At 46.2% G+C, this 22,962-nt stretch carries 22 protein-coding genes; 13 read left to right on the top strand and 9 right to left on the bottom strand.

Going from position 1 to position 22,962, the window contains the following annotated elements; all coding sequences use genetic code 11:
- Nucleotides 1-311: 311 nt before the first annotated feature.
- The 8 genes from JGK22_RS18520 to JGK22_RS18485 form a co-directional block, all read right to left on the bottom strand.
- Complete coding sequence (locus tag JGK22_RS18520) at nucleotides 312-2,078, bottom strand: AarF/ABC1/UbiB kinase family protein (RefSeq protein ID WP_293184903.1); 1,767 nt, start codon at nucleotides 2,076-2,078, stop codon at nucleotides 312-314.
- 146 nt (nucleotides 2,079-2,224) lie between these two features.
- Entirely contained in the window at nucleotides 2,225-2,566 is a 342-nt protein-coding gene (locus tag JGK22_RS18515; RefSeq protein WP_293184904.1) for a DUF6825 family protein, read from the bottom strand.
- Between the two features lie 41 nt (nucleotides 2,567-2,607).
- Nucleotides 2,608-2,766, bottom strand: a complete 159-nt coding sequence (locus tag JGK22_RS18510) for a hypothetical protein (RefSeq protein WP_293184905.1) — start codon at nucleotides 2,764-2,766, stop codon at nucleotides 2,608-2,610.
- A 315-nt stretch (nucleotides 2,767-3,081) separates the two neighbouring features.
- Nucleotides 3,082-4,653 (bottom strand): protein kinase, encoded by a 1,572-nt coding sequence (locus tag JGK22_RS18505; protein ID WP_293184906.1) that lies wholly within the window; start codon nucleotides 4,651-4,653, stop codon nucleotides 3,082-3,084.
- A complete protein-coding gene (locus tag JGK22_RS18500) occupies nucleotides 4,604-4,825 on the bottom strand; it encodes a hypothetical protein (RefSeq protein ID WP_293225761.1) in 222 nt (73 codons plus the stop codon). The genes JGK22_RS18505 and JGK22_RS18500 overlap by 50 nt, the downstream gene beginning before the upstream one ends.
- Nucleotides 4,826-5,713: 888 nt before the next feature.
- Nucleotides 5,714-6,244 carry a DUF2127 domain-containing protein gene (locus JGK22_RS18495; protein ID WP_293184907.1) on the bottom strand — a complete coding sequence of 177 codons (531 nt, stop codon included), beginning with the start codon at nucleotides 6,242-6,244 and terminating at the stop codon, nucleotides 5,714-5,716.
- A gap of 257 nt (nucleotides 6,245-6,501) precedes the next feature.
- A complete protein-coding gene (locus JGK22_RS18490; RefSeq protein WP_293313367.1) occupies nucleotides 6,502-9,501 on the bottom strand; it encodes a CBS domain-containing protein in 3,000 nt (999 codons plus the stop codon).
- A gap of 93 nt (nucleotides 9,502-9,594) precedes the next feature.
- Nucleotides 9,595-9,825, bottom strand: coding sequence for a hypothetical protein (locus JGK22_RS18485; RefSeq protein ID WP_293184908.1), 231 nt, complete (start codon nucleotides 9,823-9,825; stop codon nucleotides 9,595-9,597).
- Between the two features lie 240 nt (nucleotides 9,826-10,065).
- On the opposite strand from JGK22_RS18485, the gene psbZ reads away from it, so the two are divergent.
- From psbZ to rimO, 13 genes are all read left to right on the top strand, one after another.
- Nucleotides 10,066-10,257 (top strand): photosystem II reaction center protein PsbZ, encoded by a 192-nt coding sequence (gene psbZ, locus JGK22_RS18480; protein WP_293184909.1) that lies wholly within the window; start codon nucleotides 10,066-10,068, stop codon nucleotides 10,255-10,257.
- A gap of 228 nt (nucleotides 10,258-10,485) precedes the next feature.
- Nucleotides 10,486-11,034 carry a 6,7-dimethyl-8-ribityllumazine synthase gene (gene ribH / locus JGK22_RS18475; RefSeq protein WP_293184911.1) on the top strand — a complete coding sequence of 183 codons (549 nt, stop codon included), beginning with the start codon at nucleotides 10,486-10,488 and terminating at the stop codon, nucleotides 11,032-11,034.
- A gap of 125 nt (nucleotides 11,035-11,159) precedes the next feature.
- A complete protein-coding gene (locus JGK22_RS18470; protein ID WP_293184977.1) occupies nucleotides 11,160-11,708 on the top strand; it encodes a Uma2 family endonuclease in 549 nt (182 codons plus the stop codon).
- Nucleotides 11,709-12,194: 486 nt separating this feature from the next.
- Entirely contained in the window at nucleotides 12,195-13,433 is a 1,239-nt protein-coding gene (locus JGK22_RS18465) for a sedoheptulose 7-phosphate cyclase (RefSeq protein ID WP_293207740.1), read from the top strand.
- 2 nt (nucleotides 13,434-13,435) lie between these two features.
- The gene (locus tag JGK22_RS18460; RefSeq protein ID WP_293277530.1) at nucleotides 13,436-14,239 is read left to right on the top strand and encodes a class I SAM-dependent methyltransferase; all 804 of its coding nucleotides are present in this window, start codon (nucleotides 13,436-13,438) and stop codon (nucleotides 14,237-14,239) included.
- Between the two features lie 430 nt (nucleotides 14,240-14,669).
- Nucleotides 14,670-16,064 (top strand): ATP-grasp domain-containing protein, encoded by a 1,395-nt coding sequence (locus tag JGK22_RS18455; RefSeq protein WP_293277528.1) that lies wholly within the window; start codon nucleotides 14,670-14,672, stop codon nucleotides 16,062-16,064.
- A gap of 2 nt (nucleotides 16,065-16,066) precedes the next feature.
- A complete protein-coding gene (locus tag JGK22_RS18450; protein WP_293313365.1) occupies nucleotides 16,067-17,104 on the top strand; it encodes an ATP-grasp domain-containing protein in 1,038 nt (345 codons plus the stop codon).
- 241 nt (nucleotides 17,105-17,345) lie between these two features.
- Entirely contained in the window at nucleotides 17,346-17,981 is a 636-nt protein-coding gene (locus JGK22_RS18445; RefSeq protein ID WP_293230197.1) for a Uma2 family endonuclease, read from the top strand.
- A 110-nt stretch (nucleotides 17,982-18,091) separates the two neighbouring features.
- A complete protein-coding gene (locus JGK22_RS18440) occupies nucleotides 18,092-18,715 on the top strand; it encodes a Uma2 family endonuclease (protein WP_293184919.1) in 624 nt (207 codons plus the stop codon).
- Nucleotides 18,716-18,800: 85 nt separating this feature from the next.
- A complete protein-coding gene (locus JGK22_RS18435; RefSeq protein ID WP_293184920.1) occupies nucleotides 18,801-19,232 on the top strand; it encodes a hypothetical protein in 432 nt (143 codons plus the stop codon).
- A 12-nt stretch (nucleotides 19,233-19,244) separates the two neighbouring features.
- On the top strand, nucleotides 19,245-20,315 hold the full coding sequence (locus JGK22_RS18430; RefSeq protein ID WP_293184921.1) for a pentapeptide repeat-containing protein: 1,071 nt from the start codon (nucleotides 19,245-19,247) through the stop codon (nucleotides 20,313-20,315).
- Nucleotides 20,316-20,350: 35 nt separating this feature from the next.
- The gene (locus tag JGK22_RS18425) at nucleotides 20,351-20,590 is read left to right on the top strand and encodes a hypothetical protein (RefSeq protein ID WP_293207732.1); all 240 of its coding nucleotides are present in this window, start codon (nucleotides 20,351-20,353) and stop codon (nucleotides 20,588-20,590) included.
- A gap of 171 nt (nucleotides 20,591-20,761) precedes the next feature.
- A complete protein-coding gene (rimO, locus tag JGK22_RS18420; protein WP_293184926.1) occupies nucleotides 20,762-22,120 on the top strand; it encodes a 30S ribosomal protein S12 methylthiotransferase RimO in 1,359 nt (452 codons plus the stop codon).
- Here rimO and JGK22_RS18415 read toward each other — a convergent pair.
- Nucleotides 22,095-22,292: a hypothetical protein gene (locus JGK22_RS18415; RefSeq protein ID WP_293184928.1), complete on the bottom strand. Its 198-nt coding sequence runs from the start codon at nucleotides 22,290-22,292 to the stop codon at nucleotides 22,095-22,097. The genes rimO and JGK22_RS18415 overlap by 26 nt on opposite strands.
- Nucleotides 22,293-22,962 lie beyond the last annotated feature (670 nt).

Genomic DNA, 22,962 nt, shown 5'->3' with positions numbered 1-22,962 from the left:
CCGAAAGCCTGCGTGTTTTGCCATCAAGGTTGCTTCAGTATTATTTAATTTGAGCGCTCGCTTGACGGCAAACATGGAACTGACTCTCAGCAATCAACTGTAGATAAGTTTAGCAGACTATTTGCCACTTAAGTCTTGCTCCGCTGCGCTACATCCACCTGCCTTTCATCCCCAACCTTCTTCGTTGCGGAAGACGCTACGCTGTTCCTACACTACGAGAGGATGGGGAATTCCCGGCGAACTCGTTAAATGTTAAGTTTTTGCAGGCGACAAATCTCAAGCCAGAAATTTTCGATCGTCAATTGGCCGCATTATGACATTCTATCTAATCGATCGATCCGTTTGAACAAACGCAACAGAGCAAACCCAGCACCCGCAGCCAGCAAAGCCACAGCGACAGCGGGCCATACTTGATTGCTGACAAACAAAATTGTCGCCGACAAAGTAAAAGCACTCATCATCAAAGTATAATTAGTGCCCATTTGAACGTTGCTCATGCGGCGCATCAATCGCTCAGCTTCGGAAGAACGGACTCGAATCCGTAAATCTCCCTGTTCGAGTTTATCAATAGTCTCCTCAATCCGGCGGGGCAAACCCAAAGCAGTCGAACTCACCTGAGCCGCCTGACGGCCTAGTTCGTTAAAAATGCTGCTCGTTGCATCCGGCCCATTTCCATTAGTCATAAGCTGCATGGCAAAAGGTTGTGCCACCTCCATAAAGTTAAACTCGGGATCTAAACCCCGGCCCACGCCTTCAATCGTCGAAAAAGCTCGCATTACAAAAGTAAAGGTAGCTGGGAAGCGAAAAGGTTGGTCGTAGGCAATATCGTAAAGGTCATCGGTAATCGCACTCACGGACTGCTCTTCAAAAGGCTTATCCATGAAGTTATCGAGCATATACTGGATGCTGCGGCGCACGGGACTCATATCGCCTGTGGGAACCAAAGCGCCCAAGTTGATCAGAGAATCCATAATCCGCTGTCCATCCTTGGAAGCAATGCCGTAGAGAGTCTCCATCAGTCCTTCGCGGACGTTGGACTGGATTTGACCCATCATGCCGAAATCGTAGAAAATCAGAGATCCGTCAGCACTCACAGCGATATTGCCGGGGTGGGGATCTGCGTGGAAAAAGCCATCGTTGAGCAACTGCCGCAAATAAGCTTTAGCGCCTAACTGAGCGATTAATTTGCGATCGATCCCGGCTGCTTCGAGAGCTTCGTAGTGGCTGATTTTAATCCCTGGTAGGTATTCCAAAGTCAGCACTCGCGGAGCCGCGTAGCGCCAATAAACTCGTGGCACCTGCACCCAGTCGCAGTTGCTAAAATTGCGGCGAAAAGTATCAGCATTGCGGCCTTCATGGAGATAGTCTATTTCCAGCCACAGAATGCGACAACATTCCTCATAAATCCCCATCCAATCTCGGCCGCGGCCCCACTTAGGATGGTTTTGAAAATAGCGAGCAATCCCCTTGAGAATTTGCAAATCTATTTCAAACAGCTTTCGCAGTCCAGGGCGTTGCACTTTTACTACAACTTCCGGGCCCGAGTGCAGTTGAGCTTTGTGTACCTGACCCAAACTGGCAGCGGCCAGGGGCACAGGATCGAAGCTGCGGTAGAGTTCCTCAACAGTCTTGCCCAAATCTTGCTCGACAATTACCTCTAACTGTTCGTAGCTGAAAGCAGGCACTTTATCTTGCAGCTTAGAAAGTTCCTCGACAAACTCTGCCGGGAACAAGTCGGCGCGGGTGGAAAATAATTGTCCAACTTTAATGAAAGTCGGGCCTAAATCCAAGAGTGTTTCTCGAACCCAGATAGCTTGAAAGCGGCGTCTGGCAACTTTCTTTTCTTCAGTTACACCTCCCCAGTAGCTCCAGTTTTTGCTGTCGAACCACAGCGAAGCCAGCCAGAGCAAGACAAAGGCCCAAATGTCGAAGAAGCGTCGCTGCCGGGAATATTTTTCGCGATTCCAGCGATAAGCTTTACTTTTGTAGGATTTACCAGCAGTTTTTGGCTCATCGGCGTCGCTAGTACGCTTGGGGGAGCGCTGGCGATTAACAGAGTCATCAAGGAGAGCAGACACTTGGGTTCCCAAATTGCTTATTTTATGTTGTTGCTTTGATTGCAGGTAGGAAGGAGCGCAGGAGCGCATTGCTTTGCGCTCGTGTAACAATCAGTAGTTGTTGCGATCGTCACTTCGGAGCTATCGTCCGCTGGAATCGTCCTTTGTTAAGGCAAACTGCTGCGGTAGCGCTGCAATTCCGATCGCACGAGAGCGACTTCGGCGCGCAGCTCGTCGATCGTTACTTGCAAGTCTGCGGGATGGATGTCTTGAATGTCAGTAGTAGTGCTGGTGGTTCCAGTACCAGTTCTGGTCTGCATCGCCTCATCGGCAGCGCGATTGGCCCGTTCTACAACTTTATCTGTGAACTGGCGCAGGCGTTCTCTTTGTTCGGCGTCAAATTTGCCGAGTTCGGAGAAAGCGTTGGTTGCTGCGCTTTCTAATTGCTCGTACAGTGCTTCGGCAACTGCTCTTCCTACAAAAAAGGCATGAACTGGGGGTTTACTCATATAGAAATCTCTGTACGCTTCCGCAACAAATTATAACTTGCTTATCCTCGATGGCGCTTGTTCCCAAAGAAAGGAACTTTGCCCGAATCGATCGACCACCCTGGCTTGCACCGAAAAAAACAACTGTTTGCACCGATCGCGATCGCATATAGGGCGCCACCACGGTAACTCACGGCATTCTCGGCTCTAGTTTTACTCAAACCTTTCTCAAGCTTAGTAGGTTTGGCAGAACTAATGGGCGACCTCGAACAACCTAGCCGTCCGGTCTCAATATTAACATAATTTACCACAAAATATCAAATATTTATAAATTTTGGGGTTTCCATTCTGATTAGTTAGGTGATAGAAAATATTCGATAATTTCCGGCAATGGCTATTGATATTTTCTGAGTCTATCGCAGGTTGTGCGAAATTGTCTGTGGTTTGGAATGGCGTTATTCGCTCCACAATCGATGGATATTTAGTCAATCCTCAAACCAAGGATTAGTTCGCCCTTTTAAGCAAAAAAAAGAATACTAATTTGTCGCAGGTTCAGGATAAGGCACTGTCGGTTCTGGCACGGGGGGCGGCGAGTAAGGTGCGATCGAAGTACCGGAATTGCTGCCGTTTTGGCTTGGTATTGGCGGTTCGATCGATCCTAGGGCCGGTGACGGTACTGTCGGTGCGGATTCTTGCTGTGGGAATGTTTCAGAACTATTGGCAGCAGACGGGGCGGGTGCGGGTACGGGAGGGGAGGATCTGCGGGATTCGGGTGGCAGGGGCGGAACTTCTGGTACAGGTGCGGATGCTGCTTCGGGTGCTGGCTGGGTTTCAGTTTTAGGTTCTGGAATGGGGTACTCAGAGATCTGCGCTTCGGGATCGGGAGTTGGGGATGCTGAAGGTTCAGGATCTGGGGCGGGAGTCTCCGGGCTTGGGGAGGCAGAAGGTTGGGCGCTAGCTGTTGAGTTGTCGATCGGTTCTGGTATGCTGCTGTCTGACGTGGGTTTGGGGCGCTTGTTGAGTTGGAGTGGAACCAGAGGGCTGCTTTCGACAGACGGCTGCCCGAACATCGGCCCTGACAAATCACGGGATTTGAGCAAATCTTCCAAAGATGGGAAGGATTGAGTTGTGGATCTGTTGTTGCTGGCACTGATGCTGTGGTAGCGCCAGGCCAAGTCAAAACCCATCCAGCCAGCAATTGCAGCCGTGACGACAAACGCCAGCAAGGTCAACGGCAGGGGGGGAGGTGCTGGCAATCGCAAACTTTGCTTGTCTGTTCTCTGTGCGGGTAATCGCTCTGTTTCTTGCAGCATAGTAAGCCAATTTTCCACTGTCTGGGGGCGTTTCTGGGGGTCGGTTTCGAGTCCCTGAAGGATTGCTCGCTCAATGCCGGGGCTGAGGTTGGGCTGAAATTGCCGCAAAGAAGCCAGGGGAATGCGATCGCGCAGGGGTGCTGCTACGGGTGGTACGCCGGAGAGCAAGTAGTAAAGGGTGGCTGCGATCGCGTAAACATCTGTGGCAGGCGTACATTTACCGTCATAGAGGTATTGTTCGAGCGGCGCGTATCCTGGGGAAAGCAAGTTAGTGTGAGTTTGTTTCGTGTCGGCGATAAAGTCGCGAGCAACACCGAAGTCTATCAACATTACTAGATGAGAATCGGCTCGCCGGATCATATTTTCTGGATTGATGTCTCCGTGTAGCAATCCGCTGTGGTGAACTGTACTTACCGCTGAGGCTATTTGCCGAATGTAGTGCAGGGCCTGGGCTTCTGGTAGCGGCTGACTGGTTTCGACTATTTGGGCGAGAGTTTGGCCCGGAATGTAGTCCATCGCGATAAAAGACTGTCCGGCTTCTTCAAAAAAGTCAATTACCCTGACGATGTTTGAATGCTGGCATCGAGACAGGCGCTGGGCTTCGGCAATAAACTGCTGCTGAAACTGGGCAGAGGCTGGGTGTTGGCGCAGACTTTCGTTGAGGGTTTTGAGTACGACGGTTTGGTTTAATTGGGTGTGGGTAGCTCGGTAAGTGATGCCGAACCCTCCTCTGCCTAAAGTCGCGTTAATTGTGTATTTGCCCTTTTGCAGGACTGTTGCTGGCGCTAAGTTCATCTTTAGTTGATGCCGGTTCCCAAACTATGCTACCGCCTTTGGGTTGTTTAGCTTTCTTTAGGCCTGATGTTCGATCGACGATCGGCGCCCTAGGGCGTCGGTTTTGCTCTGCCAGGTCATCTTTGCCTCTGGCGGTTATTTTATCTGTAGCCGTCGTCTCAAAACTTAACACAATTTTTTGCCAATAAAAATCCCGCTCTTGTGGAACGGGAAAGCCATCAGGGTGCATCTATATGACTATGACTATAGCCCATGGGGGGTATAACCCCTCTTGCCTTTATCAAATCTTTACCAATCGCAGGCTTATGTAAAGATTTAGGTTTTTATTTGACTTGTGGTCACTGTTATGATATATCTTTTCAAAAAGATGAAGTATTGACCAATCAATCCCTCAATCCCCAATCTCAAATCTAAAAAGGGAACATCTCAACTTGTACCTCCAGAAAGCTGAGAAAGTCTATAGAAGGGAGTCTTACTTATACCATTTATCAAAAGTAGTGCTACAAAACAAGTGTTCGGCTTGTGCGATCGACTCTGTAGGTAAGATTCGTTGCCGCTCGAAAAGTGAATTAATTTTAGGGATTGTTGATGTATCCGCACCTTACGAATAATGTTGCCAGAGTTTTGAAAATTCATATTACAAACATGGTTGTTTGGTGAAAGCGCAATGGCACAGGTGCGTCGCTACTTGAAAATAGAAAAGTCTATTTTTTTGACTAATTTTTAATAGCAGTGTACCTTATGCTCTCATATTCGCGGACGTTGTTGGGAAGAGAGCCCTCTTGGTTTCAGTGGTTATATAACCTGTCAGTCATACCTCACCTTTTTGAGAAAGGCTATACGACGACAAGAGATTGTAATTTATAGACTTTCCGTATTTTCTAAAGTCTGTTATAAATTTAAAAAAATGGTATTAGGACTCCAGCGTATTGAACTTTAATCTTCCTTACAATAAAAAATTTGTTTAAAGCCTATGGGTTTGGCGTATAAATTAAAATCAGACGATTCATTACCCCAATCCTCGGGCTTCCAGGTAGAAGTTGCTGTCAATTGTCAACTGTCAACTGTCAACTGAATTACCGTGCTTCGGCAAATGGTGCAGCAAATACCAAAACACCGCTATATTTGCGATAAAAACCACCAGCTTAAGTACGGTAAAACCATGAAATAACTCATATATTTCGGGCGGGATACTGATACCTACCAGCGCTAAAACCAAAATAGTCGCCCACCCTTTTTCGTACCACAAACCAACTGCTTCAAGAGCAGTTAAAGCGGCATAAAGTCCTGCTGCAAGTCCGCTAAATAGTAATGTTTTAGGCTTTACACTTAGAACTTTATCTAGTAGAAGCTCAATTATTTTTAATTTACTTTCCAAGAAGTACGATTCCGAAAAATCTTCCAAGGCTTGATGATTCTTCAGCGCTAAAAGTAAAGCGACGGAAGTTACTGTCAAGAGGGCTGCTACAAAAGTTTTGTAAACGACAATTGCGATTAAACCAGGAGGACGCTGTTTTTTCACGTAAATTCTCAAAAAATCTAATAATGTGCGACGATCGGCTTGTGAATAAGGAAGAAAAAAGTTCGGCAACGAATTCGCTGGCGCGAGATTTAACGGATATAAGATGGCTGTGCGGCAACGAGTCAGTGTACCCGATTAACGGATACAAGATGACGGTAAAATTCAGCAATTATTAGCCGATATATTTACAAAAAATAACGTGCTGCTGACATATATAGCCTTTCTCACAAAGATGAGGTATGACTGACAGCTTATATAACCCTTGAACTAAGAGGGCTGAAGCCCAACAACGTACCTCATATGAGAGCTAGAGCCGCTATAGCAGACTAAGATTGAGGGTAACGTTGTGCTAAGAAAGAGATCGCGCTAGCCCGATCGCCCAAATCGCCATCCAACGCAGCCGCCAACAAATCATCCAACATTACCTTAAACCCAGGCCCGGGCTTGTAACCCAAAGCCTTCAAGTCATTGCCGTTTAAAGGCGGCTCAACATTCGCCAACCGGGTGATATATTGCCAAATCTGGCGGCGGGCGCTGCGGGGGCTTTGCAGGGCGATCGCAATTAACAGCGGCAACTCATAATTCCTCAACAGAAACACTAATTGACTGGGTAAATTACACTTCAGTAAACCCTTTGCTAATTCCTGATTTCCAGCTTCCAAAACTTCCAGCCGCTTAATACTGTCAGCAGGTAACTGAAGATTTGTAGCCACTTTAACCCGATATTCCGGTGCTAAATAAGCGATCAAAACTTCCAGCCGCATCAGCCAATCTGGAATATTGATAATTGGGAATTGGGAATTGGGCATTGGGAATTGGGAATTGGGAATTGGGAATTGGGCATCGGGCATTAGGAATTGGGCATTGGGAATAGTTTGTTCCTTCTTCCTTCTTCCTTCTTCCTTCTTTCCTCTTCCTTCTTCCTTCTTCCGACTTCCCTCTTCCTTCTTCCGACTTCCCTCGGATTTCTTCCTTCCATTCAAACATCGATCGAGCAAACGCAGTCGCCGCCACAACGGACGATCCAAATCTAAAGTAGGATGAATACAGCGCAAAGCTTGCAAATCTCCCAACATCTGCAAAGCAACCTGCCAATAAGGAGCTTGCAAAATGTACTTCAATTCACTTTTGAGGCGAGTTTCCAAAGCCGGAGCTCTGCCGTTTTCCCCCTGAATTCGGTAATAAATTCCGCTTTCCAAAGCGTGGCGGATGTATCCTTCAGTCTGCGATTCAATGGAAAATCCCAGCCGTACCGCAAACCGCACCGCCCGATAAATCCGCGTCGGATCTTCGATAAAACTGTTAGCGTGCAAAACTCGAATTTGCCGCGATTCCAAATCTAGCAAACCGCCAAAAAAATCCAACAATTCGCCGCTGCGGGGAACTCCCAACCGCACAGCCAGCGCATTAATAGTAAAATCCCTGCGGTACAAATCTTGGCGGATCGAACTCGCTTCAACTTCAGGATTTGCAGCCGGATAAGGATAAAATTCAGTACGAGCCGTAGCAATATCCAGCCACAGCGAACCGAAAGCAGAGTCTTTGTGCCACAGCAGCGCGGCGGTTTGAAATTGACCGTGAACGTCTAAACGCGAGTCTGGGTATAATTTCTGGAGCGCTGAGGCTAATTCGACACCGGCACCGGAATCGTCGGTACCGCAGTTGCCATCAACTACCAAATCAATATCAGTTAGGGTAACAGGCAAGATGCCTGTTCCACAAGAGTTTAATGTTGTGGGGTGGGCATCTTGCCCGCCCTTGGTGTCATTCAAAGCTAATAATAAATCGCGGACTGCTCCACCGACAATATAAAGTTGCCAGCCGCGCTCTCGTGCAATGTTGGCAGCGATCGACAATAATTGCCATAATTCGCTACTAATGCCCGATCGCAACAACTGCTCAACCGACTCAGATACAGGATAATCGGACAATTGAGAATTACTGCCCCTATCGCGGGCTTTTTGCTGGTGCAATTCCCGCAACACGTCAGTGCGAGTCACAATTCCCACGAGTTGGCCGTTTTCCAATACTGGCAAACGCCCGATATCGTATGTCACCATTAAAGCTTCAATTTCTGGCAGCAAGGTATCCGGGGCGATCGTTTTTAGCTGCGGAGTCATGTAACCCTTAACCGGAGCGTGACTGAAACCGTGGTGGAGGGCGATATCAATGTCGCGGCGCGAGATAATGCCTGCCAGTAGATCGCCCGTATCGACCACTGAAAGTCCAGAATGTCCGTAACGTAGGAGGATACGGTGAGCCTCTCCCACGGAGATTTCCGGGCGAATGCTCCTCACTGGGGATGACATTAATTCGCGGGCGGTGGGAGGGTGCGGGATTTGAGCTTTGAGTTCGTCGGCTAATTGATTTAAAGTCAGCAGGGCGTCAACATCTCGGGTGGCGAGGGATGCGGCGCGGGCGTGGCCTCCGCCGCCGAAAGGTTTGAACAATTCGCTGAGGTTTGTGCCTTCGATACGCGATCGACCGATAATAGCTAAGCGGTTGGAAACTGGCGATTGGGCGATGTTGCGGTTGTCGTTTTCGCTAAATTTATAGACATTGCCTAAAAGTAGAGCATCGCTTTCAGTTAAATCCAACAAGCGAGAAGCTAGCGCCGAAAGTCCGGGCACGTAGGCTTCAGTAGAAAGTAATACCCAAGCTACTGTATAACCGTGCAAGGTTTGCGATCGCAAATTCTCCAATGCTTCTCTGAGCAAATCCTGCAATTGCGGAGACAAACCGGGTTCTACATATTCAGAGATTACCCGCAAACTTGCTCCTTGTTCCATCAACCACGCCAAAGCCATTGCATCTCGCGCGGTTGCGCCGTCGAAGGTGAGGGAACCGGTATCGACGTGGATACCGAGGGCCATGACTGTGGCTTCTGAAGGTAAAAGCCGGGATACTGTATCGCCGTTTTCTGCTGAATTTTTGAGTTTTTCGCGGAGTTTTTCGACAATTAATGTGGTGGTTGCGCCGACAGCTTCAATCTGTGTAACCGTAGCGGGGATGTCTAAATCGGCTTGGAGATGGTGGTCAAAAACCGCTATTTCGTTGAGGTGTGGCAAATCCAGCCATTCGGCGGCTTTTCCTAAACGATCGCGCCCCGAGGCATCTACTATAGTAATCGATCGAATTTGTTGCGGATTGACCGATCGACGTTCGATCAGCGGGTACTCGTCGCGGTGTAGCGCCAAAAAATCCCGCACTGTCGGGTGACAACCCCCAGTCAGCACAATTCTGCTACCGGGGCGCAGCACGCAAAGTCCCACCGCTGCTCCCAAGCTGTCAAAATCTGCTGTTGTGTGGCACAAAACTAAGTCCATAGCCGGAAAATCTCGTATCTCTCACTCCCACACTAGCAATTTCTGGGGCTTTGATACCGGGCGATCGCACTATAGCAAAACTTACGCATGGGGCTAGAAACCGGGTTTAGGTAAAAAAATTGCGACGAGGAACCAGAAATCACCTAATAAACCCGGTTTCCGAGGTTTAATGCGACCTCGACTGCTTAACTCAGCCTTCAGCCTGTCTTGAACCCAGTGTTCTGTCAAGTAGCGAACAATGATAAAATTGATGTAAATCTCAAGAGCCGCTGGCGCCTGTTCGCGCAACGCCCGAATTTGCAAAGTCTCTTTCGTATCAATCAACCGACAATTTCTGGATTACTATCGGGATACAGTCAGTCGATTGTAGATTGTAGATTTTAGATTTACTCCACAGATCGATCTGGGAGATGCAACTTTGGTCTAAGATTTTGAAATCTCCACGACGTAAGTCGGGGAAGTGAACCCGTTTTTAAATGGGTCAAAAACTATAATCTGGAATTTTTATCCAGATTATTACAAACTATTTCTCGTCAACGCACGGCTATATCGAAAGGAGAAAAAATGTTATCAATTCTGTTTCAATTGGTTTTACTGGCTCTCGTACTGCTGTCTTTTGTGATGGTAGTTGGCGTGCCTGTTGCTTATGCCTCTCCCCAAAACTGGAATCAGTCTAAATCCTTGATTTTTGTAGGTTCAGGTCTGTGGTTCTTGCTGGTTATTGCAGTGGCTGTATTGAACTTTTTGGTAGTTTAAGCTCGCCCATCGCTCTCGAATAAAGAAGGTAAAAGATAGAAGGCTGAAGGCATTAACCAGAATTTTGAAGGTATTCGGTATTCGGTACCCACTAAAAAATTTCCAATCCGCGCGATCCTGTATGTTTGTGCACTTGAGATTAAAATCAGATGTTTCTGCTTTCTAAACTTTACCTTCTGGCAAACAAAAATCTAAAATCTAAAACCTAAAATCTAAAATTAGAGCACTATGGCAGTTTTCGAGGGAAATTTTACTCAAACAGAATCTTTGCGATTTGCGATTGTCATCGGTCGTTTTAACGATTTGATTGTCAACAAACTTTTGGAAGGATGTCAAGATTGTTTGAAACGCCACGGCGTTGATATCAATCCTCATGGAAATCAAGTTGATTTTTATTGGGTTCCCGGATGTTTTGAAATTCCTTTGGTGGCCCGCAAAGCTGCTCTTTCTGGCCGCTACGATGCGGTAATCTGTCTGGGTGCGGTAATTCGCGGTCAAACTCCGCATTTCGATTTTGTAGCTGGTGAGGTTTCTAAAGGAATTGCTGCTGCTGCTTTTCAAAGTGGTGTCCCGGTGATTTTTGGCGTGGTGACGACTGACACGATGCAGCAAGCTTTGGAAAGGGCGGGAATTAAGAGCAATTTGGGCTGGAATTATGGGATGAGTGCTCTGGAAATGGGCACTTTGATGCGTCAAGTTAATAGTTTGGGTGGAAGTTCTTACGATCGATTACCGGAGGCTGCTGCTGTTCAAGTGCTCCCGGGCGATCGGGCTTAATATATCTTCTCAGATAACTCGGCGATTGAAATCGCGTCTACAAAAACAAAGTCCGCGCAACGCGAGACTAAGAAATAAAGTAGGTAAGGAAAGCTACGAATAGTGTCACCGCGAAAAGATTCTCGATCGCAGAATATCACCGTTTGGGAAAACTGGGATTTTTCGCTCCCGATGAGCAAGTAGAATTGATTCGCGGAGAAATTATCATCAAAGCTGCTAAAACTACGTTTCATTCTGTTTGTAATTCGCTACTATTAGGAGAGTTGTGCACGCTGGCGATAAAAAAGGCGATCGTGCGCGGTCAAGAGCCGATAATTTTATCTACTACAGATAGCGAACCAGAACCTGATGTGGTTATCGCCCGCAATCGTTCCGATCGTTATTTAGCTTCTCACCCGGAGCCTGCGGATATCTTGTTAGTAATTGAGGTTTCTGATTCTACTTTAAAGTACGATCGCGAAACAAAGCTATCTCTCTATGCCGAATCTGGAATTGCTAATTATTGGATATTTAATTTAGTCGATCGTCAACTCGAAATGCACAGCGAACCTTATCAAAAAAGACAAGGTGATTTCAATTATCGATCGCAAAAAGTCGTTCTGCAAAATGAGGCTGTCGTAATTCCGGGGTTTCCCGATTTGTCTCTGGATTTGTCTTTGGTGTTTCCAGCCTAAGCTGAATTGACTTTAAAACACTCCCTGAATTTTCAGTATAATTTTATACATTTATTGTCAATCGCGATCGCCCTTTTGGCTTACTGAGTATCCTAGGATACATAAACTTCCTCAAATACTGATTTATCTGTAAAGTTTTTAACTAAAAATCGCCCATTATCTAATATTCCTCAACAGTTTTATGAGATTTATCTAAATTTGGTTGCACAAATATGAGAAATTCGTTATGTTAAGTTTTGTGTAAGCATTGAGGCCGTCTCAACTCGATCCTAGGATGGCTTTCAGTACAAATGCTGTACAAACAGTATTTAACGTATTCTTAACAAACAGGTTTGAAAGTGAACTTTCAGGTCAATTGTTAACGTAATATTAAATAATTAATTTGTCCAGTTAATACCTAGGAAGCTTACCAACAAAGGGATTGATAATTTTGAGGTTCGCCCGGATACTTACAGTTACTTACCAACATGAAAGTGAAAAAAATTTATGGGTGACATTCAAGCTACGTTTACAGCTACCGATCGCGCTTTTCACATTGAAGGGTACGAAAAAATTGATTTCAGTCTACTCTATGTAGATGGCGCTTTCAAACTCGAAAATCCAGAAATTGCGGATAGCTATCGGCAATTTGGTCGCTGTCTAATGGTTGTAGACCAGACAGTGTATGGTTTGTACGGCAAGCAGATGCACGCTTACTTCCAGTATCACGAGATAGATTTAACCGTCTTTCCAGTGAGTATCAAGGAACCAGATAAAACCTTAACCACCTTTGAAAGCATCATAGATGCCTTTGTTGATTTCGGACTGGTGCGGAAAGAACCTGTATTGGTGGTTGGTGGTGGATTGACTACTGACGTAACAGGTTTTGCCTGCTCCTCCTATCGTCGTCGGACTAACTACATTCGCGTACCAACAACCCTAATTGGGCTGATTGATGCGAGTGTGGCGATCAAGGTAGCTGTGAATCACGGTAAACTAAAAAACCGCCTCGGTGCTTACCATGCTTCGCAGAAAGTAATTTTAGATTTCTCCTTCCTGAAAACTCTGCCGATCGACCAAATACGCAACGGCATGGCAGAGTTAATTAAGATCGCGGTTGTTGGCAACAAAGAAATCTTTGAATTGTTGGAAAACTACGGCGAAGCATTGCTGCACAGCCACTTTGGGTATCTAGATGGCACATCAGAACTGCGAGAAGTGGCGCATCGCTTAACCTACAATGCGATTCAATCAATGCTAGCCTTAGAAGTACCAAACCTGCACGAGCTAGATTTGGATCGAGTGATTGCCTATGGTCACACTTGGAGTCCGACGCTGGAACTAACACCGGAAATTCCGATGTTCCACGGCCATAGTGTCGCCATCGATATGGCTTTTTCGGCGACTATTGCTCAACAACGGGGCTACATTTCGATCGCCTCGCGCGATCGCATCCTAGGATTAATGAGTCGCCTCGGACTAGCAATTGATAGCCCTCATCTTACATCAGAATTGCTCTGGAAAGCAACAACATCCATCGCCCGTACCCGTGACGGTCTCCAACGTGCGGCGGCTCCATGCCCCATTGGTGACTGCTTTTTCATGAATGATTTGACTCGGACTGAGTTAGATGAAGCCCTAGCGGTGCATCAAAAAATCTGTCATGGCTACCCACGCAATGGCGATGGCGAGAATATGTATGTGGTACTGAACAAAGTTGGAACTCGTTCCACAGCAGGGGTATAAAGATGAGACCTGTTACCCCAGTTGGGATTCTAGCGGCTAAACTCGAAAGTCTAGTCCAGCAGGTAGAGTCTCAAGATGCGATCGATTCAGCTTTCAAGGCAGAATTACAACAAGCCTATGAGTTGGCAAATGGTCTCGATCCTTACCTGAACCTTTGTACCACAGCCGAATCTCCGGCATTAGCCACCTTAGTCAAGCGCACCCAATCAGAAGATTGGAGTAAGCGATTCTCCGACGGCGAGACAGTGCGCCACTTGGAACAAGAGATGCTCTCCGGCCATGTGGAAGGGCAAATGCTCAAATTTCTCGTCCATCTGACGAAGGCACAGCGCGTGCTGGAAATCGGGATGTTTACTGGCTACTCAGCACTAGCGATGGCTGAAGCCCTGCCGGTTGATGGAGAAGTGGTAGCCTGCGAAGTCGATGCTTACGTCGCTGAATTTGCCCAGAAGTGTTTCGACGAATCGACTGCTGGCCACAAAATATCAGTGAAGGTGGCACCGGCTTTAGAAACCATGAAACAATTGGCTGCTGCTGGAGAAGTGTTCGATTTAGTGTTTATCGATGCTGATAAAGGTGGATACACAGATTATCTCGACTTACTTCTGACGACTGGTTTGTTGGCGCCCAATGGCTTGATTTGTGCCGATAATACTCTGATGCAGGGACAGCCCTATTTGTCGGATACTGCTACTGCTAACGGAATTGCGATCGCTAAATTCAACCAGGCTCTGGTTGACGATCCGCGCGTAGAGCAGGTGTTAGTGCCATTGAGAGATGGGATTACCTTGATTCGGCGCGTTTAGAGCGTGTTTTCTTGTCCCGGATCTCCCCCTAGCCTCCCTTAATCAGGGCAGGGTGGGGGATTTAGGGATTTGATATAATTCATCTGCGTTTATCTGCGTTTATTTACCTGTATCTGCGGTCAAAAAAAAGATAATTTTGCAACCGCAGATGACAATGGATTCACGCGGATTCACGCCGATGAAGAGAAGAGGGATATGAATAATTCCGATCGCGAGTGCAGAGTCTGTCACCAAAATCGATATCACTCATCTGCGTTTATCTGCGTTTATCTACCCGTATCTGCGGTCAAAAAAAAGATAATTTTGCAACCGCAGATGACAATGGATTCACGCGGATTTACGCCGATGAAGAGAAGAGGGATATGAATAATTCCGATGAAGGGCGGATTTGATATTACGTTTAATTAGAGTGCCTACTTACTATAAAATTATGCTCGAAACAATTTCAGTTGCAGCGATGCCATCTGAACAGAAAATAAATGCGGGGAATCGGCGCTTCCAAACAGCACTTAAAACAATAGCAACTCTGACTTTGTTGCTATTAGTAATGCCCCTAAATCTAACTTTGACGATAATAGCCTTACTCAGAGCCATACTTACTAAACCGTTCCAGTCGCGATCGCCTACAGCCACTCCGCAAACGATTTTGATCAGTGGCGGTAAGATGACTAAGGCATTACAGCTAGCGCGATCGTTCCACAAGGCCGGTCATCGGGTAATTTTGGTTGAAACTGAGAAATACTGGCTGACAGGTCATCGTTACTCTTGGGCAGTCGATCGCTTTTATACAGTACCAAATCCCCAGACAGAGGAATACCCGCAAGCACTCTTAAAAATCGTCCAACAAGAGGGAGTTAATGTTTACGTGCCCGTTTGTAGTCCAGTCGCCAGTTACTACGATGCCGAAGTCCAAAGCGTACTTTCTCCCCACTGTACGGTAATGCACGTAGATGTCGAAATGCTGCAAAGATTGGATGATAAATATACATTTGCCGCCGCTGCGGAAGCCTTGGGGCTGCGAGTTCCGAAGTCTTACCTAATTACAAATCCCCAGCAAGTAATTGATTTTGACTTCACTGGTGCACAGCGCAAATACATTATCAAAAGTATTCCCTACGATTCTATTCGCAGATTAGATCTCACTAAATTACCCTGCGAAACCCCAGCCGAAACTGCCACTTTTGTCAACTCTTTACCAATTTCCGAGAGTAAACCTTGGATTATGCAAGAGTATATTCCGGGACAAGAGTTCTGCACTCACAGTACAATCCGTGATGGTCATATTCAGTTGCACTGTTGCTGTGAATCATCAGCATTTCAGGTAAACTATGAAAATGTCGATCGCCCAGACATCGAAAATTGGATTCGTCAGTTTGCCAAAAGCCTCAATTTGACTGGACAAGTTTCCTTTGATTTCATTCAGGCGGCGGATGATGGACAGATTTATGCGATCGAATGTAATCCCCGCACCCATTCAGCCATCACGATGTTTTATAACCATCCCGATGTCGCGAAGGCTTATTTAGATCGCGACTCTTTACCACAAACTGTGCAGCCCTTGGCATCTAGCCGCCCGACTTACTGGATTTACCACGAAATTTGGCGATTGGTGACTAATTTGTCGTCGCCAAAGCTAGTTTCTGAGCGGTTACAAATTATCGCCCAAGGTAAAGATGCCATCTTCGATTGGAACGATCCATTACCATTTTTGATGGTGCATCATTGGCAAATCCCATTGTTATTATGGGGCAATTTGCAGAAGCCGAAAGAGTGGATTCGGATTGATTTTAATATTGGCAAACTTGTGGAAATAGGAGGAGATTGAGTATGTCAGTATTACGAGTTTTGCATTTAGTTGGATCGGCAGTCAGTGATTTTTACTGTGATTTGTCGCGCCTTTATGCTCAAGATTGTTTGGAGAATACGGCTAATTCAGCACTGTATGAATTTCATATTGCCTATGTTTCTCCCGATCGCACCTGGCGTTTTCCGACATCTCTCGATAAAAGTGCGATCGAGGCCGCTCATCCCATGTCTTTAGCGGGCGCTGTGCAGGTGCTGACCGACCTCCAAATTGATGTAATGATCCCCCAGATGTTTTGCATCCCAGGCATGACTCAATACCGCAGCTTGTTCGATCTCCTGAATATTCCTTATGTGGGTAATCCCGCAGAGTTGATGGCGCTGGTGGCTGACAAAGCAAGGACAAAGGCAGTGGTAGCAGCCGCTGGGGTAAGTGTACCGTTGGGAGAAGTTGTCCGTGCGGGCGATCGAACTTTGATTGATTTCCCGATCGTACTTAAGCCAGTGAATAGTGATAATTCCATTGGAGTGGCTTTCGTGAAAAATGCTGCTGACTATGATGCAGCTTTGCAGAAAGCATTGACTCATTCAGATGAAGTGCTAGTAGAAAAATTCATTGAATTGGGTAGAGAAGTTCGCTGTGGAATCATCGTCAAAGCAGGCGAGTTAGTCTGTTTACCGCTAGAAGAATATGCTCTAGATGCCGATACAATGCCGATTCGGAGTTATGCCGATAAGCTGAAACAAAATGACGATGGCAGCTTGGGTTATGCCGCTAAAGATAGTACCAAATCGTGGATAGTTGACATCAGCGATTCGGCAACTGAGAGAGTTTGGGATATGGCCAGAAAATCTCATATAGCTTTGGGTTGTCGCGATTATAGTCTATTTGATTTTCGGATAGATCCGCAGGGAAAACCTTGGTTTTTGGAAGCGGGGCTTTACTGTTCTTTTGCTCAGAAAAGTGTACTTTCTGCGATGACGAAAGCATCGGGAACTTCTCTGGATACTTTTTTTGAAAGTATGTTGCAAAATGCTTTATGTAAAATCCCAAATAACTAAGGAATGATATAGAGGAGACGGCAATGCCGTGTCCCTACAGTATTATTGTGGGTAGGGACACGGCACTGCCGTCTCCTAATTTCTTGAGGTCGATCGACGCGATCGGTATTTTGATATTATGGACGCGAGACTATACCAAACTTCACTTCCTATGTCAAGGATTACGAACAACGTTGTCGTAAATCCTTGTGTAATATTTGAGCTTTCCGCATACTAATCACCAGACAGAGGAAACCACAACATGATCCAAACCATATCGAAAACAATCACGTTTGATGAGTTCGTTGCTTGGTATCCAGAGAACTCTGTCCATAAGTACGAACTACATAATGGAGTAATTGTTGAAATGCCTTTAGGAACTGGCCGCCATTGCCGCGTTATAGCTTTAACCAGGGACGAAATCATCGCAGAAATCAGGCGACTGAAATTGCCTTGCTTTATCCCCGCCCACTACCTGCTCAAACCCGTCCGCAACGAGGCGGGCTACCTGCCAGACGCAGTTGTCCTAGACGAAGCAGCTCTCACAAAAGAACCGCGCTGGGATAGGGAATCCATCATCACGATGGGGTCTTCGGTGCGACTGGCTGTAGAGGTCGTCAGTACCAACTGGCGGGACGATTACCATCTCAAATTCGCCGACTACGAAGAAATGGGCATCCCCGAATACTGGATTGTGGACTACCTCGGTTTGGGCGGCCGCAAGTTCATCGGTACTCCCAAACAACCCACACTATCGGTTTGCCAGTTGGTTGACGGCGAGTATCAGGTAAAACAGTTTAAGGGCGATGACATAGTTGAATCGCTGGCTTTCCCAGAGTTGAGGTTGACTACCGAGGTGATTTTTCGAGCCGGTCTGCCTCCAACCGAGCCGAGCTAGAACGACTGGGGGGCGATCGGATATTAAAAGAATATCAAAAATTGTACTTTGTACATTGTGTAATCTTCTAGCTTTCCGCATACTAATCACCAGACAGAGGAAACCGCAACATGATCCAAACCATATCCAAAACAATCACGTTTGATGAGTTCGTTGCCTGGTATCCAGAGAACTCTGTCCATAAGTACGAACTACACAACGGAGTAATTGTTGAAATGCCTTTAGGAACCGGCGACCATTCGGAAGTTACGGGTTTTCTTTCCAGTGAAATCAATTTTGAAATCAGACGGCTGCAATTGCCTTACTTTATCCCTGGTGATTGCCTAATTAAACCCGTCCGTGACGAAGCAGGTTATCAACCAGACGTAATAGTCCTAGACAGAACCGCACTTGCAAACGAACCACGCTGGAAAAAAGAATCCGTCATCACGATGGGATCTTCGGTGCGATTGGCTGTAGAGGTTGTCAGTACGAACTGGCAAGATGATTACCTGGTTAAAGTAGCTGATTATGAAAGATTGGGTATCCCGGAATATTGGGTTGTGGATTATGCTGCTTTGGGCGGCAGACGCTTTATTGGTAATCCGAAACAACCTACTATCTCGGTTTATCAGTTGGTTGACGGGGAATATCAAATCAGCCAATTTCGGGGAAATGACATAGTTGAATCGCTGGCATTCCCAGAGTTGAAATTAACGGCAGAGAAGATTTTTCTTGCTGGTTTGCCGAACTAACCAAAGCTGTTATTCCTAGACTTTCTGGTGTGATATAATCTGAAAAAGTGCGATCGATATTTATAAAAATTTATACCGTGCCGTAATGACTACGCCGCCGAATCCGCTGACTCCGACTCCGACACCATCCCAATCGAGTCCAACTCCTGTAGTGCCATCTCCTCCAGTAAGTACGAAATTGGGTACATTCACGCAAAAGTTAGTGATGAATGTTTTAGAGGTTGTCGATCAGGTGTTATATGGGTTAATGGGTCAACTTGGGAGAACAGTTTTTGGGTCAATTCAGGATGCGATCGCGATCGGTATTCTTTTAAAACTTCCCGGTTTAATCGGTGAAATTATTATCGGTAAAGATTTTTCAGGTTTCGATATTTGTCTAAAAGAAAGCCCTTGGGGTGTATCTCGTTATGCTTGTTTCATTATTGTAGCTTCTGATTTTTTGTTGTGGATAGTTCTCGCAGGTCGAATTATTGGTAGATTTTGGGCAGATTTAAAAGATTTGAAAAATAATCCCTAGGAGATATTTGATATGACTTTAGTCAACCGCAAACAAATTAGTCTTTATGAAGAAGCTGAAGCTGGATTAAATTCTTTAGTCAAGCAAACGGCTCAAGTTGGTGTTGGTTTGTTGGGGATACTGTTGCTGACAGGAGGAAGTCCGCCAGCTTTGACAGTAGGGTTAAGTGTAGTTGGGGGAATTGCGTTTGTTGCTTGGAGCGAAGAGAAGCGACTGACTAAATTTTATGCGAGGCAGACTCAGCTAATACAGAATTCTGTCATTGCGAGTGAAACGAAGCAATCGCAACTCAAACATCATCCTGTCATTGCGAGTGGAACAAAGCAATCGCAAATTCCTAATACCAGTGAGTCTGAGCCGACTAAATTTGAGGGACGACAATCGCAACTTCCTAACTCTAGTGAGTCTGAATTGCTTGCAAATGACATCAAACAAATCCTTGAAGCAGATACAGATAATTTATCGGAATTGATGAAACAGGCTGGTCTAAATCCAGATAAAGATTTAGCAGGAGCTGATTTAAGTAGTGTTAAAGCAGTTGGCTGCAAATTGAGCCGATTCAATCTCAGTGGCGCTGACTTAGATAATACCGATTTGAGTCGTACCGATCTGAGTTTTGCGAACTTAAGCAATGCTAAACTAACAAACGTAAAACTTTGTCGCGCTGACTTAAGTGGTGCTGACTTGAGAAATGCTTTGCTAATGGATGCCGACTTGAGTTTTGCCGACTTAAGCGATGCGGACTTGAGCGGTGCCGATTTGATTAATGCTGACTTAAGCAATGCCAATTTAAGCAATGCCAATTTGCACAATGCTAATTTGACAGCGACCAACCTGAGTACCGCCAATTTGAGCGATGCTAACTTGAGCAGTGCCAACTTGAGTGATGCCGATTTGAGCAATGCCGATTTGAGCAATGCCGACTTGAGCAATGCCAATCTGAGCACTGCCAAAGTAGAAAGTTCTCGATTTGGTAACAATGCCGGACTATCTGAAGATGCAAAGTATGAACTACAAAACCGAGGTGCAATCTTCCCGCAAGATTTCCCGCAAGACGAACGGATACTTGAATACGAGCTATAATAGTTGGGTAACTTTGGGGTAAGTAAAAAACTAACATGAATCAAACTTCTACAGTTACGATCGCCAATACATTTTATAAAATTCTCGCAGAACTCTCTGCAAGCTCTGGAAAATCAATCCAAGCAGTTCTCGAACAAGCGATCGAACAATACCGAAGACAACAATTTTTAGAAGCAGCAAACCAAGCTTATATTACTCTACGCAATAACCCCGAAGCTTGGCAAGAAGAACTTGAAGAACGATCGCTCTGGGATACCACTTTAGTTGACAGTTGACAGCCTTTATTTCTTAGTCCGCGAAGGCGGACTTCGTTTGTGTAGAAGCGGTTTCAACCGCCGAATAATTTTAATTCCCGATCGCACCCATCCACCCATAGCTTGCAAATTGTCAAATTGTGTGATACCATAAAAAGTTCTCAAAACTATCGCAACAGCAAATATTACTGCATGGCAACGAAGCCAACGATCGCATTTACTCACCTCGGTTGCGAAAAAAATCGCATTGATACCGAACACATGATTGGCTTGCTGGCTCAAGCAGGCTATGAAGTCGATTCTAATGAAGAATTAGCCGATTACGTCGTCGTCAATACTTGCAGTTTTATCCAAGCTGCGCGAGAAGAATCAGTCCGCACCCTGGTAGAATTAGCCGAAGCTAATAAAAAAGTAGTCATCACTGGCTGCATGGCACAGCATTTTCAGCAGCAATTGCTGGATGAATTGCCCGAAGCCGTCGCAATTGTCGGCACTGGTGATTATCATAAAATAGTCGATGTGATGCAAAGGGTCGAAAAGGGCGATCGAGTTTCCCTCGTCTCTAGTGAACCTACTTACATCGCTGACGAAACTACTCCTCGCTATCGCACAACATCGGAAGGTGTCGCTTATCTGCGAATAGCCGAAGGCTGTGACTACCGTTGCGCTTTTTGCATTATCCCGCACTTGCGCGGAAATCAGCGATCGCGCACCATAGAATCTATTGTCGCTGAAGCTAAGCAATTAGCCTCCGAAGGGGTAAAGGAAATTATCCTAATTTCTCAAATTACCACCAACTACGGCAAAGATATTTATGGCGAACCCAAACTAGCCGAATTACTCCGCGCTTTGGGCGAAGTAGATGTACCTTGGATTCGGATGCACTACGCCTATCCTACAGGTTTGACTCCGCAAGTTGTGGCGGCAATCTGCGAAACTCACAACGTTTTGCCATACTTGGATTTACCTCTACAACACTCGCACCCGGAAATTCTGCGGGCGATGAATCGGCCTTTCCAAGCTGGGATCAATGATGCCATAGTCGATCGCCTGAAAGCATCAATTCCTGGTGCCGTGATGCGGACAACTTTTATAGTCGGCTTCCCTGGCGAAACAGACGAACACGCAGCACACTTGCTGGAATTTGTCAAGCGCCACGAATTCGATCACGTCGGAGTATTCACATTTTCCGCCGAAGAAGGCACCCCAGCCTACAGCTTGCCAAATCAACTCCCAGCAGAAAAAATGGAAATTTGGCGAAATGCAGTTATGGCGGCACAACAACCTATATCATTAAAAAAGAATCAAGAATCTGTCGGTCAGGTAGTTGATGTCCTGATAGAACAAGAACAACCAGAGACAGGTGAGTTGATTGGTAGATCCGCCCGGTTCTCCCCAGAAGTAGACGGACTCGTCTATGTGACAGGAGAAGCACGGCTGGGATCGATCGTACCTGTGAAAATTACAGACGCAGATTTCTACGACCTTCATGGTCAAGTAGAAATCGCTCGAACTGTCTCGTTAGCTAAAGCAGTATCAGCCCCCCGCTAGGAGCGTAGCCTCGCGTCGGGATGAGTGCCAGTGAGTTGACGATTCCACTCCCGCGAGTCGAATTCCAAGCCGTGCTGTGGAACAGCGACGGGGTGGATGAGGAAACGAGCAATTCTTCTGATAAAATTGGTACATCTTGACCACCAATGCCGTAAGCGAAAACCAAGCTCATAGGTACGTGTTGCCAGAAAAAGTATGGGTCTTGGAAGGACTCCTGCCCGGGCGAGGCAATGTAAGACCAATAGAATTACGGAGTTCTGGCGGCTGTTGCCAATGAATTGGGAAGCCCGTGCTCTACCGCAGGTCAGCGTCGGGTAGTTCACTGTTTTGTTTCTGAATGTAAAGAGTTATGCTAATATAAAGTCAGAAACCAGCGGGGAGAATTTGAGATTGCTTCGCCGTCCGCCCTACACCACAACGGTATCCCGAAAGAGTGTTGAGATGGATAGGCGGTAACGGTAGTCCAAAAACGGATAGAAGCCGCCGACGCCAGGAGTAGAGAGATTAAAATTTTAGACGCTAGTTCAAGCTGCCAGATTCATCTGTGGAGTAAATCTAAAATCTAAAATCTAAAATCTAAAATCGACTGACGGTCGCTACATACCCTGTTGAATCCCGCAGGCGACGGATTGCGGGATAGCGCCTGAACCAACAAAACTGTAACTACTATATATGTAGTAAAGTGGGGCTGGTCATCATCCTCACTATAAAATGCCCTAGAGAGAAAGCTTGCAAGTACCTCAAAGGAAGTCCAATGTACTGTTTAAAGAATGTTGGAAGCCGATAACCCCACCGCTGGCGGTTGGTATCGGTGATGTCAGAAAATCAAAGACGGCTGTCGA

This window comes from Microcoleus sp. PH2017_08_TRC_O_A, from assembly GCF_020738665.1.
Taxonomy (GTDB): domain Bacteria; phylum Cyanobacteriota; class Cyanobacteriia; order Cyanobacteriales; family Microcoleaceae; genus Microcoleus.
The sequence above is the reverse complement of the archived record's forward strand: the minus strand, read 5'-3'. Positions and strand labels throughout refer to the sequence as shown.